13 protein-coding genes are annotated in these 14,947 nt (G+C 55.6%); 7 read left to right on the top strand and 6 right to left on the bottom strand.

Annotated elements, in window-relative coordinates; genetic code table 11:
* Nucleotides 1-39: 39 nt before the first annotated feature.
* The 3 genes from EIK79_RS16295 to EIK79_RS16285 form a co-directional block, all read right to left on the bottom strand.
* The gene (locus tag EIK79_RS16295; RefSeq protein WP_233738237.1) at nucleotides 40-1,431 is read right to left on the bottom strand and encodes a Coenzyme F420 hydrogenase/dehydrogenase, beta subunit C-terminal domain; all 1,392 of its coding nucleotides are present in this window, start codon (nucleotides 1,429-1,431) and stop codon (nucleotides 40-42) included.
* A 34-nt stretch (nucleotides 1,432-1,465) separates the two neighbouring features.
* Nucleotides 1,466-3,172 (bottom strand): nitrite/sulfite reductase, encoded by a 1,707-nt coding sequence (locus EIK79_RS16290; protein ID WP_124956602.1) that lies wholly within the window; start codon nucleotides 3,170-3,172, stop codon nucleotides 1,466-1,468.
* Between the two features lie 251 nt (nucleotides 3,173-3,423).
* On the bottom strand, nucleotides 3,424-4,674 hold the full coding sequence (locus EIK79_RS16285; RefSeq protein WP_124956600.1) for a polysaccharide deacetylase family protein: 1,251 nt from the start codon (nucleotides 4,672-4,674) through the stop codon (nucleotides 3,424-3,426).
* Nucleotides 4,675-4,954: 280 nt separating this feature from the next.
* Between EIK79_RS16285 and EIK79_RS16280 the strand changes: the two genes are divergently transcribed.
* The 4 genes from EIK79_RS16280 to EIK79_RS16265 all read left to right on the top strand — a co-directional run bounded on the left by EIK79_RS16280 (nucleotide 4,955) and on the right by EIK79_RS16265 (nucleotide 8,680).
* Nucleotides 4,955-6,103 carry a thiolase family protein gene (locus EIK79_RS16280; protein WP_124956598.1) on the top strand — a complete coding sequence of 383 codons (1,149 nt, stop codon included), beginning with the start codon at nucleotides 4,955-4,957 and terminating at the stop codon, nucleotides 6,101-6,103.
* Nucleotides 6,104-6,173: 70 nt separating this feature from the next.
* Complete coding sequence (locus EIK79_RS16275) at nucleotides 6,174-6,965, top strand: enoyl-CoA hydratase/isomerase family protein (protein WP_124956596.1); 792 nt, start codon at nucleotides 6,174-6,176, stop codon at nucleotides 6,963-6,965.
* Nucleotides 6,966-7,236: 271 nt separating this feature from the next.
* Nucleotides 7,237-7,734 (top strand): PH domain-containing protein, encoded by a 498-nt coding sequence (locus tag EIK79_RS16270; protein WP_124956594.1) that lies wholly within the window; start codon nucleotides 7,237-7,239, stop codon nucleotides 7,732-7,734.
* Nucleotides 7,735-7,840: 106 nt separating this feature from the next.
* The gene (locus EIK79_RS16265; protein ID WP_124956592.1) at nucleotides 7,841-8,680 is read left to right on the top strand and encodes an SDR family oxidoreductase; all 840 of its coding nucleotides are present in this window, start codon (nucleotides 7,841-7,843) and stop codon (nucleotides 8,678-8,680) included.
* A gap of 18 nt (nucleotides 8,681-8,698) precedes the next feature.
* Here EIK79_RS16265 and EIK79_RS16260 read toward each other — a convergent pair whose 3' ends face one another.
* Together EIK79_RS16260 and EIK79_RS16255 are read right to left on the bottom strand one after the other, a co-directional pair.
* The gene (locus EIK79_RS16260) at nucleotides 8,699-8,923 is read right to left on the bottom strand and encodes a hypothetical protein (RefSeq protein ID WP_124956590.1); all 225 of its coding nucleotides are present in this window, start codon (nucleotides 8,921-8,923) and stop codon (nucleotides 8,699-8,701) included.
* Nucleotides 8,924-9,279: 356 nt separating this feature from the next.
* Nucleotides 9,280-10,467: an outer membrane protein assembly factor BamB family protein gene (locus tag EIK79_RS16255; RefSeq protein WP_124956588.1), complete on the bottom strand. Its 1,188-nt coding sequence runs from the start codon at nucleotides 10,465-10,467 to the stop codon at nucleotides 9,280-9,282.
* 593 nt (nucleotides 10,468-11,060) lie between these two features.
* Between EIK79_RS16255 and EIK79_RS16250 the strand changes: the two genes are divergently transcribed.
* The 3 genes from EIK79_RS16250 to EIK79_RS16240 all read left to right on the top strand — a co-directional run bounded on the left by EIK79_RS16250 (nucleotide 11,061) and on the right by EIK79_RS16240 (nucleotide 14,110).
* Complete coding sequence (locus EIK79_RS16250; protein WP_124956586.1) at nucleotides 11,061-11,459, top strand: DUF5805 domain-containing protein; 399 nt, start codon at nucleotides 11,061-11,063, stop codon at nucleotides 11,457-11,459.
* A complete protein-coding gene (locus EIK79_RS16245; protein ID WP_124956584.1) occupies nucleotides 11,443-12,474 on the top strand; it encodes a tyrosine-type recombinase/integrase in 1,032 nt (343 codons plus the stop codon). The genes EIK79_RS16250 and EIK79_RS16245 overlap by 17 nt, the downstream gene beginning before the upstream one ends.
* 625 nt (nucleotides 12,475-13,099) lie before the next feature.
* Nucleotides 13,100-14,110: an NADP-dependent oxidoreductase gene (locus EIK79_RS16240; RefSeq protein ID WP_124956582.1), complete on the top strand. Its 1,011-nt coding sequence runs from the start codon at nucleotides 13,100-13,102 to the stop codon at nucleotides 14,108-14,110.
* A gap of 48 nt (nucleotides 14,111-14,158) precedes the next feature.
* On the opposite strand, the gene EIK79_RS16235 is transcribed toward EIK79_RS16240, so the two are convergent.
* A partial coding sequence (locus EIK79_RS16235; RefSeq protein WP_124956580.1) for a thiamine pyrophosphate-dependent enzyme occupies nucleotides 14,159-14,947 on the bottom strand: 789 nt, incomplete at its 5' end.

Raw genomic sequence — 14,947 nt, 5'->3', positions numbered from 1 at the left:
TATTTGTATTCCTCAAATGAGGAATTGATCCCCGTCAGATCAGTGGTCGGCGTCGTGGGGATTAGTTTTAGTGGCGTACTGGTCTGCGTGGTCTGTGTATTCGATGAACCGAGGGGCGTCGGGATCGAACGGTCGTTCAAGCGAGTCGAAGGCCTTCTTTTTGTCCCAGCCTTGGAGTTTCCCGATCGCGCTGCGGTCTTCGAGATCGTGAAAATTGAGGTCCTCAGCCGTCAGTTCCCACGCTGTCATACCCGCCTCAGTACGAACGATGACGCTAGAGTATGCCTCGCTGCTTCCGACCGAACCGACGGCCAGATCCGCACAGAGTCCCGAGAAATCCGCACACTCATCGCAGCCTTTGAGCGCCGCGTCGTGGAACTGTTCGACGTCCGCTTGGAGCACCATCTCTCCCTGCCGGTCGTACACCATCATTTTCCCGTGAAGCACGTCGAGCTTGCCGATGTCATTCGGATCGATCCCTCGTTTCGCTTCGAGTTGCTCCCCGATGAGTTTCTGATAGTTAAAGTTCTTCGTACACAGTAACGCAATCGTGTAATCGATCGCGCGCACGCACGCGTCTTGGGACTGATAGTCCCAGTCGAAATCCTGGAGCGCCCGAACGCCTTCGATCTCACACGGCGTTCCCACGAGCGCCAATGAGAGTTCCTCCGGCGGTTTGTCCGGGAGTTTGTGCTCCCAGCGGGCGATGTCGAGATTGCCGAGTGCCATTGTCTGGTTGTAGAAACTCCCGGCGTTCTCGATCAGCTCTGTCGGTGTGGTTGCGAGGAACGACTCGGCTTTCCACGGGTCCGTCTCAGATTCGGTTGCGATGAGCGCGCCGTCGATCTCGTTGGCTTCAAGCAGGTGGATTAGGACGCTCGTGACGACACCGCCATCCTGAGCGTTCTCACGCCACTCATCGTTGACTTTCGCTGAGAACTCGGTGATCGGATCGCCCGCACCGCTCACGTTGTCCTCGCCGCCGGTGATCTTCCACTGACGCTCGTACCGAAGCCCACCCCGAGGGCAGAAATCCCAACAGAGAGAACAACCCGTGCACATCTTCACCAGTTTTGGGAGTCCATCCGCGCCGATCCCGATTGAATCGGACGGACAGGACGCGACACAGGTTCCACACTGGATACACCGGTCATCCTGAATGACTGCCTCGTCGAGTTCCATGAACCACGTTTTCTCGTCGGGCGTTTCGATCTCGTTCATCTCGTTGCGGATGCCGTAGCCTGGGGTATCGAGCGCCACGCCATCGGGAACGCCCACGCGCTCATCGGGTTGGCCGTGTGTAACGTCCTGACTGGCGTTTTTCGCTGGCTGGGTGAATTCGATCGGACCGAGATCGCCGTCTCGATCGACGTTCGTCGGAACGCTTCCCCCGTCCGCGAGCGCGTGTTCGTCGGAGGCAACGGTCGGCACGCCCGGCAGGGATCGCTCCTCAGAGGACCCTGGATCAGTCCCCACGGGAAACACCCCGCGAAACCGGCGCGTCAGCGCGTTGCATAAGTGTTCGAAGCCTGTCGTTATCCATCCGGCGACACCACTCATAGAACCGTTCACCCTCGACGCGTTCCTCGGCGTAGACGACGAACAGTTGTTCAAGTGCCGGAATCACGGCGTCAGCCGGAACAGCGGTCTCGATCCAGTCGATAAAGGCGTTGTCCGCGCCGAGGCTCCCCCCGAGACCGACATCCATCCCTTCGACGATGGTGTCGCCTTCCTCGTTACTACTTCGCTCGGGATCGGTTACCGCGACTGTCTCGCCTCGGAACCCAATGTCAGCGATCTGTGGTTGGGCGCAGGAGGCCGAACAGCCGCTCATGTGCATCCGAACGACATCCAACTCGGCCGGCGTCTCGATGCGTTCGTCCAATGCCCGCGCCCATCGTTTGACGCGCTGTTTCGTCTCGATGATCCCGTAGTTACAGAATTCACTGCCGGTGCAGCCGACTGCACCACGGGAAAAGGGACCGGGATCGGGCTGGTAGTCGACAGCGAACGGCTCGGAGACGAGGTCATCGATGGCGTCGTTCGGCACGTGACTGAGTAGGAAGTTCTGGTCGGTCGCCAACCGAATCGAGGCTTCCTCGGTACCGTATCGACGAGCGGCGCGGGCGGCCGACGCGAACTCCGATCCACCGATCCGTCCAGTGATGACGTTGAAGCCGACGTACGACAGTCCGTCGGCGTCCTGTTCGTGAACACCGACATGATCACCGGTGTATCCTTCGGTGAGATCCACGCCGCGATCGCGTAGGGGAACCGAACACCGATCACGAACGGCTCTCTCAAACGTTTCCGGACCAAGCTGTTCGACGAGATACCGCATCCGGCACACCCCGCGGTTGTTGCGGTCGCCAAGCTCTTTGAACACTTGCGCGACGGCACGGCAGAATTCGACCGTATCCTCCGGACGGACAAACACGTCGAGCGGTGAGGCCATCCGCGGCCCATCCGACAGCCCGCCACCGACGCGGGCGTGAAAGCCGTAGTACCAGTCGCCGTCGATCTGTCGCTTTGCCGGTGTTAATCCCACGTCGTTGATCTGTGATTGGGCACAATCCTCTCGACAGCCCGTGATCGTCATTTTGAACTTCCGGGGGAGGTTCGCGTACTCCCGATTCCCCGTGAAAAAGTCCGAAACCGCGTTCACGACCGGCTGAGCGTCGAAACACTCGTGATCGTCGAGACCGGCGGCTGGACAGCCCAAGACGTTTCGTGCGCCGTCACCGCATCCCTGAACCGTCGTGAGATCCACAGCGTCGTATCGCTCCCATATCTCGGGGATGTCCTCGATCTCGATCCAGTGCATCTGCACGTCCTGACGGGTCGTGATGTCGAGAAAGCCGTCACCCCACTCCTCGTTTTGCTCGTTCCCGCCGAACGCTTCGGGAGCAGTAGCGAACTCCTCAGCGACGGTACCGATCACTTCGGCCTGCTCGGGCGTGAGATATCCGCCTGGTACCTTCGTTCGGAGCATGAAATACCCCCGGTGCTGGCCGTGGGTGTACAGCCCCGCCCACTTCAACCGCTCCCACTCACCCTCACCGGCACGGGCTTCGATCTCGTCGAACGTCAATCCCTCTTGGGCGTACTCGTATACGTCATCGATAACGTCTAATGGATGTTTATTTTGTTTCCACCGTTCAACAGTGTTCATAATTTTTCCATGGTTTGTGATACAAGATCTCCCAAGGATTGTATCTCTGGCTTGCGGCCAGTCATGTCGGTGCTACCCGACCGAGGTCGTTTTTGCCATAACGTATGACAGGATAACACGGAACTATCGATCAGTACGGAGGAGAAAGCACGTCTACGCGCGAGCGTCGCCCGATAGCGATAACGTCAGTGCGTCCCAGTTACCGGAAAATACCACGGCCGAACGAACAGCAACCGATAACACGCGTGCTGTTACCAGCTATCGCTGTCGACGAGTTGTGAAGGGGTGATGACATCAACATCTTTGCTAGCGACGTGGTCGACAACCCGCTCAAACGTCTCAACGGAAACGCCCTCGCCTCCGATTTCGTGGTAGGAGATGACGGCTAATTGGTTGAATTCGGCGGCCATATCAATGATCTGACTCGCGCCGTCTGCCGACGGTCCCTGAACGCGGGAGATGAACGCGGGATTACTCGGATGCTTGGCGTTGTTCGGACCTGCGCCGAAGAGGTAACCGGTTTCGAACAGATCACTGATGTGATCAAGAGTGGCGCTATCGACTCGGCTGTAGGGAGCAACGAAATGACGGGCACCGTCCGTGAATCCTTTCACCTCAAGATATTCCTTGGTCTGCTGGAGTATCTGCCGTTGCTTCTGGGATGAGTGGTCGGGGAGCAGTTCACCAGCGTGGCCGATCATATCCCAGTCGTTGGTGGCCATCTCCCGCATGTTGGCTTCAGTAATGCGGTCTTGGGCACCTACTGCGTCAGAAACGACAGCGACTGCGCCCGGCCAACCGTTCTGCTTCAACGTCGGATAGGCCGTTTCATACGCGCTCACGTGTCCATCATCGAATTGGAACATCACTTTCCCGGTATCCGGTTTCGGTATCTTTCGCAGATCGTCGACCAACACCTGAAAGGATTTGTCCACAGGTCCGATCTGGAGGTTTACATTGGTTACGTTGTCTAACACCGGATTACCTCGCTTGCCGGTGTAGCCGAGATCAAATCGGACCCATCCATCGAGTTCAAGGGGAATGTGTCGAGTGGAGGTGAGCATCGCGCTTTGAGCGGGCGCGATGATCTCCGCTCGTATCTTGATACTGTCTGGTTTGTTCACCTTCACCGCCAATGAGAGATCGTGACTGCTGAGATCCAGTACCTCCGGATAGAACGCACGGGAGATCTTGGCAACTGGTTCGCTCGCGCCGTTTTTTGGTTCGAGCACTAGTGATTGGTTGCCTTGGAACACGTCCTGACCGGTGCTTCGCAACCGACCGTGAGTGACCTCCCACCTCGAAATATCCTCGAAGTCATCAACCACTGTTTCAGGTACGCTGGAATCGTCGCTCGTTCCGCTGCCTGTGGTTCTCGTGTCGGTAGGACTAGCGGACGTTGACCCACCGTTCCCTGGAAGTGAAGAGCATCCAGCAACCGACATTGCCCCAACAACACCAACTGCCGTGAGGAACGTCCGTCGAGTCGACTGGCGTTGCATGTATCGTCAATCAGTCGGTCGCCATTATACGCTTTGTGGAAAGGCTGAATTGTATACCAATTTAATTAGGATATATCTACTTTGGATTTTTATTTATAAATTGTAATCATGGAACGTTTCCTTTCTATTGGATATAAGCAACAACCACGTACAATACAATATATATTTGTAATATGATCCCAATAACTGTGGTAAGAAACTTATGAAACTAACTCTATATATAAATCGGCTTGTATCCTCTAGATGAACTATTTGAGTGATCGGACGATATCGCACAGTAATGCGAGAAGCAGTCATCATCGACGGCGTCCGCACTCCGTTCGGCAAGCAATCAGGTGTGTTCAGCGACACCCATCCGCAAGATTTGGCGGCTGAGCCGTTGGTAGCGCTTCAAGAGCGCAACGGATTCGATCCGGAACTCATCGAAGACGTGATCTATGGGTGTGTCACTCCAATCGAAGAACAGGGACTGAACATCGGTCGGATTGCGTCGATGGTCGCTGGGTGGGGCGACGGCGTTCCGGGCGTTCAACTCAATCGTATGTGTGGGTCGGGCCAACAGGCCGTCAACTTCGCGGCTGGACAGATACAAGCGGGAGCACACGACGTGATCGTCGCGGGTGGCGTCGAGCATATGTCTCGTGTCCCGATGGGTTCAGATGGGAACTCCTTGTCCGAAACGTATTTCGAGCAGTTCGATGAGCTTACGACACAAGGAGAGGGGGCCGAACGGATCGCAGAGCAGTGGGAATTCACGCGGGCAGATGTCGACGCGATTGCCGTCGATTCCCAACACCGGTGGGATGCTGCGTGGGAGGCGGGCCACTATGACGATCAGATCGTTCCGGTCGAGACGGAACTCGACGGCGAATCGGTGACAGTCGAACGAGACGAACACCCACGTCCCGAGACAACTGAGGAGACGCTTCACGACCTCCCGCTCGCGTTTCGATCAGCAGGCAACGGCGTCGTTCACCCGGGGAACTCCTCGGGAATCGTAGACGGCGCATCAGCGTTGTTGATGGCAAGCGCCGATGCGGCTGCCGAACACGGCTGGGAGCCGATGGCCCGGATCATCGACAGCCACGTGGTCGGTGTCGATCCGATCACGATGCTCACGGGACCCATTCCAGCCACGCAGGAACTTCTCGATCAAAACAACATGACGATCGACGACATCGATCTGTTCGAGGTCAACGAGGCGTTTGCCCCCGTGATCTGTGCGTGGCTCGAAGAAACCGGCGCGGACTGGGACCGAACCAATGTCAACGGCGGAGCGATCGCCCATGGGCACCCACTCGGAGCCACCGGCGCTGCGCTCGTGACGAAACTCGCCCACGAACTCGACCGTACCGGCTTAGACATCGCGCTTTCGACCATGTGTATCGGCTTTGGACAGGGCATCGCCACGCTCATCGAACGAGTGTGAACACGCGCTTGTGAGCCGATCGTTTCAGTAGGTCGGAAGAATTATGCTGGTGGGCGACACGGCTCTTCCAATGAGCGAGGATGCAGTCCTGCTCGACATCGAAGACGGAACCGCGACGATCACGCTGAACAATCCCGGAATGCGAAACGCACTCTCTGAAGACGTAGCGACCGGCGTTATCGAAGCGATTCGCACGATCGAAAAGAGCGACGCTCGTGCCGTCGTGATTAGGGGTGTTGGCGATGCGTTCTGTTCGGGTGGCGATGTCTCTGCGATGATGGAGCGGATGAGCGGCGATGTGGAACTGTACGAGGCCGTCCGACGGATTCACCAGCGGACGAGTCGCGCTATTCGGCGGGTGTATGAGTGTCATCTCCCGACTGTCGCGCTGCTCGAAGGCGTCGCGTTCGGAGCGGGGGCGAACCTCGCTATCGCGTGTGATATCCAACTTGGAAGTGGTGACGCGAAGATGGGCTTTGGCTTCCGGAACGTTGGGCTTGCGATCGACACAGGAACGTCCTACCTGCTCCCGCGACTCGTCGGACTCAACACTGCGAAAGAACTCGTCTTCACCGGCGAAGTGCTCGATGCCGATCGGGCTGAGCAGCTCGGTCTCATAAATCATGTCTACCACGAGGATTTCGAAGAACGAGCGACCGAATTCGTCGATCAGCTCGCGCAGGGTCCCACCGTCGCCCTCGAAACCTCGAAACGCGCACTCAATCAGGGTCTCGAACAGTCACTCGAACAGGCGATGACCCGTGAAGCCGCTCACCAGGCCGCCGTGTTCGAAACACACGATCACCGGGAAGGCGCGTCGGCGTTCATGGAACGCCGGGATCCTGATTTCGCTGGCGAATAAACGACGTTCGAGACGATAACCTCTACCGACATCTTCTCTAACTGTAACATCAGTATAAAACATTGAATACTGACACATAAATATATTTATTGTTTATTGATATAGATTAAGAGAGGAAATATTGGATGCTGTTGGACTCATGTAGCTATAGAGTGTCAAACTTCGTTTCTGTATCTCATTAATGTGCTCCAATATCCATAAGATATAAACTAATAGGAAAATATATCCTTTTGATGTATCATTATTAGATACGGTGTGAAACTACACGTGTATGTCAGAAACAAAGCTCCCCGACACACATGACGCGTCGACTGAGGGAGTACCACTGCTCGAAGAAGAACTCGTACTTGAAAACATCCACCCGCACTGGGTGAATTGGTTGAAATTGATCGGGATCGGGGCATTCTTCGCCCTGTTCGGAGTGTTGGGCGTGCTTACAGGCGATATTGGTATGAGCATTCCGTTCATCGGGGTCGCAGCACTTGTCGGTGGATACGTGTACCTTGACCGAAAGAACACTCGATACGTCGTGACAACAGAGCGTGTGTATAAAAAATCCGGCATCCTGCGGCGAACGACCAATGAAGCTCGAATGTCAGATATTCACAGCCTCTCAACCGATGAATCGTGGGCCGAATGGGTGTTCGGCAAAGGGACGGTCCAGATTGACAGTACTGGTGCAACAGGCATCCTCTCGCTGCCAGGCACCACTAGCCACGAACAGGTCGAAGATATGATTCGGACACAACAACAAGAAATTACCGAGTGAAGAGCTGTTTCCTTCTATAAACCACCGGATACAAGCTCGAATGGATGAGTGCGGCCGATTCTGTCGCACTCACATCGCTTATCCGTGACCGAATCAAGTAGCGGGTATGGTGACAGTGCCGGATTTCGACGGACGGACCGCATTCATTACGGGGACGACACGAGGGATCGGGAAACAGATCGCGCTCAGTCTTGCGGAGGCAGGGTGTAACATCGTTTCGACGGGAAAGACGACCGAAGAGGGTGGAGAGTTGCCCGGAACGATCCACCAGACCGCCCACGAGTGCGAAGAGCGCGGTGTAGACGCTCACGCTGTGCGACTGAATCTCCGGGACGAGGAGAACGTGCAGGCTGCTGTCGAGGAGGCAATCGACGTGTTCGGTGAGATCGACATCGTCATCAACAACGCGAGCGCCATCCAATTGGCCTCTGTCGATGAAATGCCAGCTGATCGATTCGATCTAATGACTGATGTCAACGTCCGCGGAACGTACCTCACCAGTCGGGCGTTCATTCCGCACCTGCGCGAGATCGGTGGTGGTCACATTCTGACCAACGCACCGCCGATCACCAAAGACCGGTCGCCGGGCAGTGCGGCGTATTCGTGGTCGAAACTCGGTATGACGTTTGTAACCCTTTCGCTTGCTTCGGAACTCGCCAGCGATGGGATTGCAGCCAACACTCTCTGGCCAGTCACCGCTATCGATACTCGCGCAACGCGGTATTTCGGAATGGGCACCGAGGACGACTGGCGGTCACCGGACATTGTAGCGGACGCGGTACTCGAAATCCTTGCTCGTGATCCCGACCAGTTCACTGGAAACGCACTCTATGACGAGGAAGTCCTTCGAGCGTCCGGCGTTGAGGATTTCTCGCAGTACAATCTCACTGACGGAGACCCAGTACCGCTGTCTGCGCAAATGTTTGATCAGAATTACGAGCGATAAAAAATTCGAGTGACTCCGTTACGCGGTGAGTTGGCCGATTTCGGAGTCGTCAGACTGCAGTCCCAAGACGTTGGCGTTGATGTCGTTCACAACGTTGTCGGCGTCCACCAGATCGTCGTCGTTGACGATAGTATCACACCCACTGTCGATGTCGGTCTGTTCGGCAGCAGCAGTACCCATGCCGCCTGCGAGGAGCGTCGCAAGCAGAACAACGGTCAGTACGGTTCGAAGTGTTCGTGTCATGATTGTCTTGTTCTGGGTTCAGATTATAACTTAACGAACGCATCATCCACAGTAGTACTGAAGGAACGGATCAGGATACGCCCAGTCGACCGGCGACTAACCCACATGTACGTCAAAGTGGTCGCCAACCGATGTCGATTGGCTGTTATCCTGTCGATAGTGTCAGTACGAATTATATCTTGTATACGGTGTGGACGATGGTTCGTATCATTCCCCAGTATCGAAGTTACCGAGGAGGATGATATAAAACGTGATGGAGCATCAAACGACGACTGATGGACAGACCTAAAGACAGTGTGTGATCGTGCAGGCCGTGATAGATTAATTGTACAACATGATCAGCGATCATGGGATCGTTACGCCGGTTCGAGGCAGTACAGGGTTTGATTCGATCCATCACACGCGACGAAGAGGGCACCGTCAGCAAGCGCGAGTCCCGTGACAGCGTCGGGTGTCGAGTAGGACCACCGTTTTGCGCCTGTGCGTATCGAGCCGATCCCGAAACCACCGTCAGCCGCGTACGCGTGGACCGTGTCACCGCTACTGAGATACAAGGTGTCCCCGGCAGCGACAGGGGCGACTGCGTCGTAGCCTCTATCGATCTGCCAGTCGGTCTGTTCGTTGTACTCTCGGGTCGCCGTAATTCCCTCGGAACCGACCGTATAGAACATCGGATTGGTGTAAACAGGGGCGACAGTCGAGCGTTCACGATCGATAGTCCAGAGAGTCGTCCCAGCTGATTCTCCTCCTTGAAGTAACCACAGTGGACCACCGGAAGTGTGGACTGCGACGCCGTCCGAGCAAGGTATCGCCGTCCTCACAGCACCGTCCACCGTACTGCGCCACGCTTCATGTGGGAGTGTGTCGTTCTCTTTCCAGTAAAGCGCGTACACCGTTCCCTCGTCAGTACCCACGTACAGAACGAATGACCGGAACCCAAATGCCGAGATCGGGCTTGAGAGATCTTTTTGCCACATCTGTTTTCCACTTTGGGGAGCAACTCCAAGCATTGTGCCACCCCTCGTGCCGACGACAAGGTGTGGAGTCGGAACCCCTTCACTGTCGACAACTGTGAGGGCAGTGTATTCGTGATCATCGGTAGTGTGAGACCAGTAGGGGACACCCGTCGTCGGATCAAGAGCGTACAGATGTTTGCCACTCGTTGTATACACCCGACCGTTGTGGACGATGGGTGATGATGGATTCTTCCCGTTTGGAAGGGGAAACCGCCACAGTTCGTTTCCGCTTTCGGCGTCCAGAGCACGGAGCGTACCTGCTGTCGGGAGATACACCTTCTTATCCACGATCACAGGGGTCCCAGTTGCCGTTCCGTCCGCAACACTCCACCGTTTCCGAACAGATTCCCGTGGTGCTTTCGCATCAGGAACATGACCCGTGTTGGCAGTATCAGCCCGGGAAACAGGCCAATCAGTTTCTGTATTCGTCCCAGGTGTGATCGATGAACCGTTACTATTCAGACATCCAGCGAAGACGGTCGCTATCATACACCCACCTCCACCGAGAAATGCGCGACGGGATACCATTGGATGGAATTAATAAACGAATACCATGTATTTTTTGGTATGAACAGTTTATGGATGCTGTCGTGTCATTGTGACGGTTCTGTAAACTGCGAACGCACGAGACGCTCCGTAGAAGCTGAGACAGTGTGAGTAAACGATCGATCCAATTCTATACAGTTATATGTAATTTATCAATGTATTATATTGTCTGAATAAGTAACAAGACGATTTTCGACTCAACGACCTATCGGAATCGGCAGTTCTGTGTAAGATTCTTACTGCACAATGCTCCGGTAGTCACTCTAAGCACAGTTGACAGAACCGACTCGGTTTTCCAAGTGTACCGCTGTTTATCCCTCAGACCGAGAAAGAAATCTGAAAATATCGATGATGCGGAAGATGAGAATCGAAGCGATGCGATGATGATTGCAGTAGCAGTCACCCGTGGTCGACTCGGAGCGGGCGATATATCCTATATCACGGGGTAATCCTCGAATATAGTGACCACATGAGCTAAGATATAAATCCGATATCCTTCGACATGCATCGGGATAAGAATCCTTATCCCAATAGATAGGGACAGATTGATGTGCGGCGGGGGAGACCCAACAGTCATGGTGGAAGACGACGACACTGTGTCGATAAAAGTACATATGCCACAGTGGCAGAAAAAGCGCTGGGTTGCTAACGCTGACCAACTCGACATGAGCCAAAGCGAGTTCGTCCGGTCAATGGTGCAGGCTGGTCGCCGGGGATTTTGGGAATCGTCGGAGCCACCGGAGGCCGGTTCTTCGGATGCTACCCCTAGGGGTAACGACCTCGAAACACGTGTCCTCGATGTACTCCGGAATTCCGATCGTGACTATCTCGATTGGGAGGAGCTCCTCGCCGGTGTCACCGACGACATCGAAGAGCAACTCGAAGCGACGCTCGATTCACTCCAAGAAACCAACCAGGTCAAATACAGCGGCCGAAACGGGGGGTATACGATACAGGATGAACGCACGAATTGACTCGGATGGGGCCGATCCCATCACGTATTTTATCGAGGACCTCACCTATCACGGAAAATCCGAGCGCACGCTCACGGCGTACGAGCGTGTGCTCCGTCGTTTCGAGCAGTTTCTGATCGATCGAGACGCCACGCCAGCGACGGCTAGCCAGCGCGACTGTATGGCGTTCGTCCATTCGCTTCGTGATTCACTCGCAAGGAGCACTGTGGCGTCGTATGCGTCCTACGTTCACCGATTTTACGCCTACATGACCCAAACAGGGGAGCTCGATACGAATCCGATGACTCTCGTGATGGCAGAAATGGACGAATCCATCAACACGGACCCGACCCGGCGTGAGATCTCTATCGAAGAGATGCGCACGTTCCTCGATGAAATCACTCATCCGTTAGAGCGGACCGTCATGCTGTTGCTGTTGAAAACGGGACTGCGCGTCGGGGAGTGTTGCAATCTCGATCTCCGGGATCTCAACCTCGACGCGCCTGCCGTCCGTGCAGAGTACGACTACACCCACCGACCGCAACTGGACGGGCGAACTGATACCCTGTTCATTTCGAACGACATCGCTGCCGGACAGACAGTCAACGGAGAAGAGCGAACCGCTTCGAACAAACGAAAGCGAGTGACGATGATCCCCATCGACACGGAGTTAAAAGAGGCGCTCATCAGATGGCTTGCGATCCGTCCCGATACCCCTTCGTCCGCAGAGCCGCTGTTTGGGGATACGGGACGAAGCTGGGGACACCGTCTCGAACCATCACAGGTGCGGGCGTTCGTCCGAAAGCATGCCAAACAGAACGGATGGTACCGCGTTGGCGGGGGTGCTTCGGAGAACGTCACACCCCACTACTTCCGTCACTTCTTCACAACCTACCTGCGCGACCGGACCGGTGATCGCGGGATCGTGAAGTATCTCCGGGGGGACGTCGCACAGGACATCATCGACACCTACACCCATGATTGGGGGAACCGTGTTCGGACTGTGTATGAGTCGAACATTTACTCGCTCTGCTAACCACAACGCTGTCATGTGTGTACATCACATACCACTATATGAAATCCGTCTTCCCCAGTGAGCAGCACACATCAGAAGACGTATAAAAAGAGGCTCATCGTGAAAGCCTGCCGTACTGATCAGCTGTGAATACACATTGAACGGTGACAAGATACATATGGTTTTCGAAGATGCCTAGCAACGAGTTACGCTCGGGATCACCGCACCGTTTTCGTCGCCGTCAAGTACTCGAATCCAGTCGCTCCGTGGCAGGGGCGATCGATGAATATCGTATGACTGTCAGAGTTATGTTTGTTCTGAAGATATATTTGTGATTTTAGATCATAGCCGTTCGGATTCGATCGAATCGAGAGGACAGAGAGCAACGCGATACGATAGAGTGCGTCAGAAATTCTTGCTGCCGTCGAAAAGAGTGTGCGTAGTCACATGTTCATGCTGTGGAATTAGACACGACCACTTATACGAAAAACCTGATACAATGTTGTATGCTACTCACAGACACATCATTGTTGTCATACAACTGTCGTAGAACGGTCATCGATCAGTGGGTGAGAGGGACAGTTTCGAATCCGGTGACACTCTCCGGGATCGCGGAGACATAATGTGATCCTCTCGAAACACCAATATGCACGAAACAAATCGGCGGTACGTGCTCGCAAAGCGCCCCGAGGGCGTTCCGGACAAGGAGACGTTCGAACTCGAAGAGACCGAGATCCCTGAGCTTGAGACCGGCCAAGTGCTGGTACAGACGGTGTACCTGTCCGTCGATCCGTACATGCGCGATCGGATGCGAGCGGGCGAATCGTACGCAGAACCGTGGGACGTTGGTGACCCGATGCAGGCAGCCGTCGTCGGTCGCGTCGTCGACTCCGAGACCGATCAGTGGGACGACGGCGACTACGTCACTGGCGAACTCGATTGGGCGGAGTACACAGTGACCGACAGTAGCGCCCTTCACCCAGTCGATCCCGATCTGGCACCACTCTCGACGTATCTCGGTGTGCTCGGCATGCCCGGTCGGACGGCGTACTTCGGACTACTCGAAGAAGGCAAGCCAACCCCCGGTGATACCGTCGTCGTTTCGGGCGCGGCCGGAGCGGTGGGTTCCACCGTTGTTCAGATCGCGTCGATCGCAGGGTGCCGTGTCGTTGGCTTCGCCGGCAGCGATACCAAGGTTGAGTATCTCGAAGAGATCGGAGCCGACGCCGCGATCAACTACAAGCAAACCGACGACTACCGCGCAGCACTCGACGACGCTGCGCCAGAGGGTGTAGACGTATACTTCGATAACGTCGGCGGACCGATCACCGACGCCGTGTTCACCAAGCTCAACACCGACGCCCGCGTCGCCGTGTGCGGACAGATCGCTCACTACAACGAGGAGGGAGTGGTAACTGGGCCGCGAAAGCTACCCCAGCTCCTGCCGGTCCGCGCGACAGTCAGTGGGTTCATTGTCAGCGATTACGCGCCTCGATTCGAGCAAGCGACCCAGCGCCTCGGGGAGTGGGTCGCAACCGGTGACATCACCTACCGCGAGACCGTCACGGAAGGACTCGAAAGCGCACCCGACGCGTTCCTTGGGCTGTTCGAAGGAGAGAACATCGGAAAGCAGCTCGTGAAGGTCACGGACGAATAGCGTCCACGTATCTCGGACGCGCACAGACAAATCCGGACCTGAACAGCATCAGGATTCCTCGGTTGAGGACGCATCGTCGTTGCGGTCCCCGAACGCGAGGAGTTCCGCTTGTTGTTCCTGAAGCCGATCGGGAAGCGATTCGTACGTGTGTTCGATCACCCGTTCGGGATCGATCGACACCGATTGCGCCGTGTCGATCGCAGTTTGAACCTGGGTTTCGATTCGGCTTTCGATGGCGGTCTGCTGTTCTCGATCAAGGAGTCCTGCTCGGTACAGGTGCGTTTCGAGGCGGCTGAGTGGATCACGCTCTTTCCACTCCGTAACGGCTGTCTCCTCCCGGTAAACAGTTGGATCGTCAGCGGTTGTATGGGCACCATACCGATACTGGACCGACTCAATGAGCGTCGGGCGCCGTTCCCCATCGCTCGGGGCTTTCGCTTTCTTCAGCGCGTTCCGCGTAATCAGGTACACGGCGAGAGGATCCAAACCATCGACTCGAACGCCGTCGAATCCGTAGGCGTGAGCCTTTACCGCGAGCGTCTCGCTGGCTGTTTGGCGTTCACGCGGAACCGATATCGCCCACTGATTGTTGTTACAAACGAACACGACAGGAACGTCGAACACACCGGCGAAGTTCAACCCTTCGTGGAAATCCCCTTCACTCGTCGCGCCGTCCCCGAGGTGGCACAACACAGCGGTGTCATCGTCGTTCTGCAGCGTACAGCCCCATGCGACACCCACTGCGTGTGGAATTTGCGTTGCGATAGGGATGTACTCGGGCATGATATTCACGTTTTCGGGAACGGCGTACTCATACCCTAACAGCGAACGGATCAC

Origin of the sequence: Halocatena pleomorpha (assembly GCF_003862495.1) — an archaeon.
Classification (GTDB): Archaea; Halobacteriota; Halobacteria; order Halobacteriales; family Haloarculaceae; genus Halocatena; species Halocatena pleomorpha.
This window is presented reverse-complemented; position numbering and strand designations above follow the sequence as displayed.

Bases quoted from the DNA above. Each gene is read 5' to 3' on its own strand.
- EIK79_RS16280 (WP_124956598.1), top strand. From the start codon at position 4,955: ATGCGAGAAGCAGTCATCATCGACGGCGTCCGCACTCCGTTCGGCAAG.
- EIK79_RS16275 (WP_124956596.1), top strand. From the start codon at position 6,174: ATGAGCGAGGATGCAGTCCTGCTCGACATCGAAGACGGAACCGCGACG.
- EIK79_RS16240 (WP_124956582.1), top strand. From the start codon at position 13,100: ATGCACGAAACAAATCGGCGGTACGTGCTCGCAAAGCGCCCCGAGGGC.
- EIK79_RS16245 (WP_124956584.1), top strand. From the start codon at position 11,443: ATGAACGCACGAATTGACTCGGATGGGGCCGATCCCATCACGTATTTT.
- EIK79_RS16290 (WP_124956602.1), bottom strand. From the start codon at position 3,172: ATGAACACTGTTGAACGGTGGAAACAAAATAAACATCCATTAGACGTT.
- EIK79_RS16285 (WP_124956600.1), bottom strand. From the start codon at position 4,674: ATGCAACGCCAGTCGACTCGACGGACGTTCCTCACGGCAGTTGGTGTT.
- EIK79_RS16270 (WP_124956594.1), top strand. From the start codon at position 7,237: ATGTCAGAAACAAAGCTCCCCGACACACATGACGCGTCGACTGAGGGA.
- EIK79_RS16265 (WP_124956592.1), top strand. From the start codon at position 7,841: ATGGTGACAGTGCCGGATTTCGACGGACGGACCGCATTCATTACGGGG.
- EIK79_RS16250 (WP_124956586.1), top strand. From the start codon at position 11,061: ATGGTGGAAGACGACGACACTGTGTCGATAAAAGTACATATGCCACAG.
- EIK79_RS16255 (WP_124956588.1), bottom strand. From the start codon at position 10,467: ATGGTATCCCGTCGCGCATTTCTCGGTGGAGGTGGGTGTATGATAGCG.
- EIK79_RS16260 (WP_124956590.1), bottom strand. From the start codon at position 8,923: ATGACACGAACACTTCGAACCGTACTGACCGTTGTTCTGCTTGCGACG.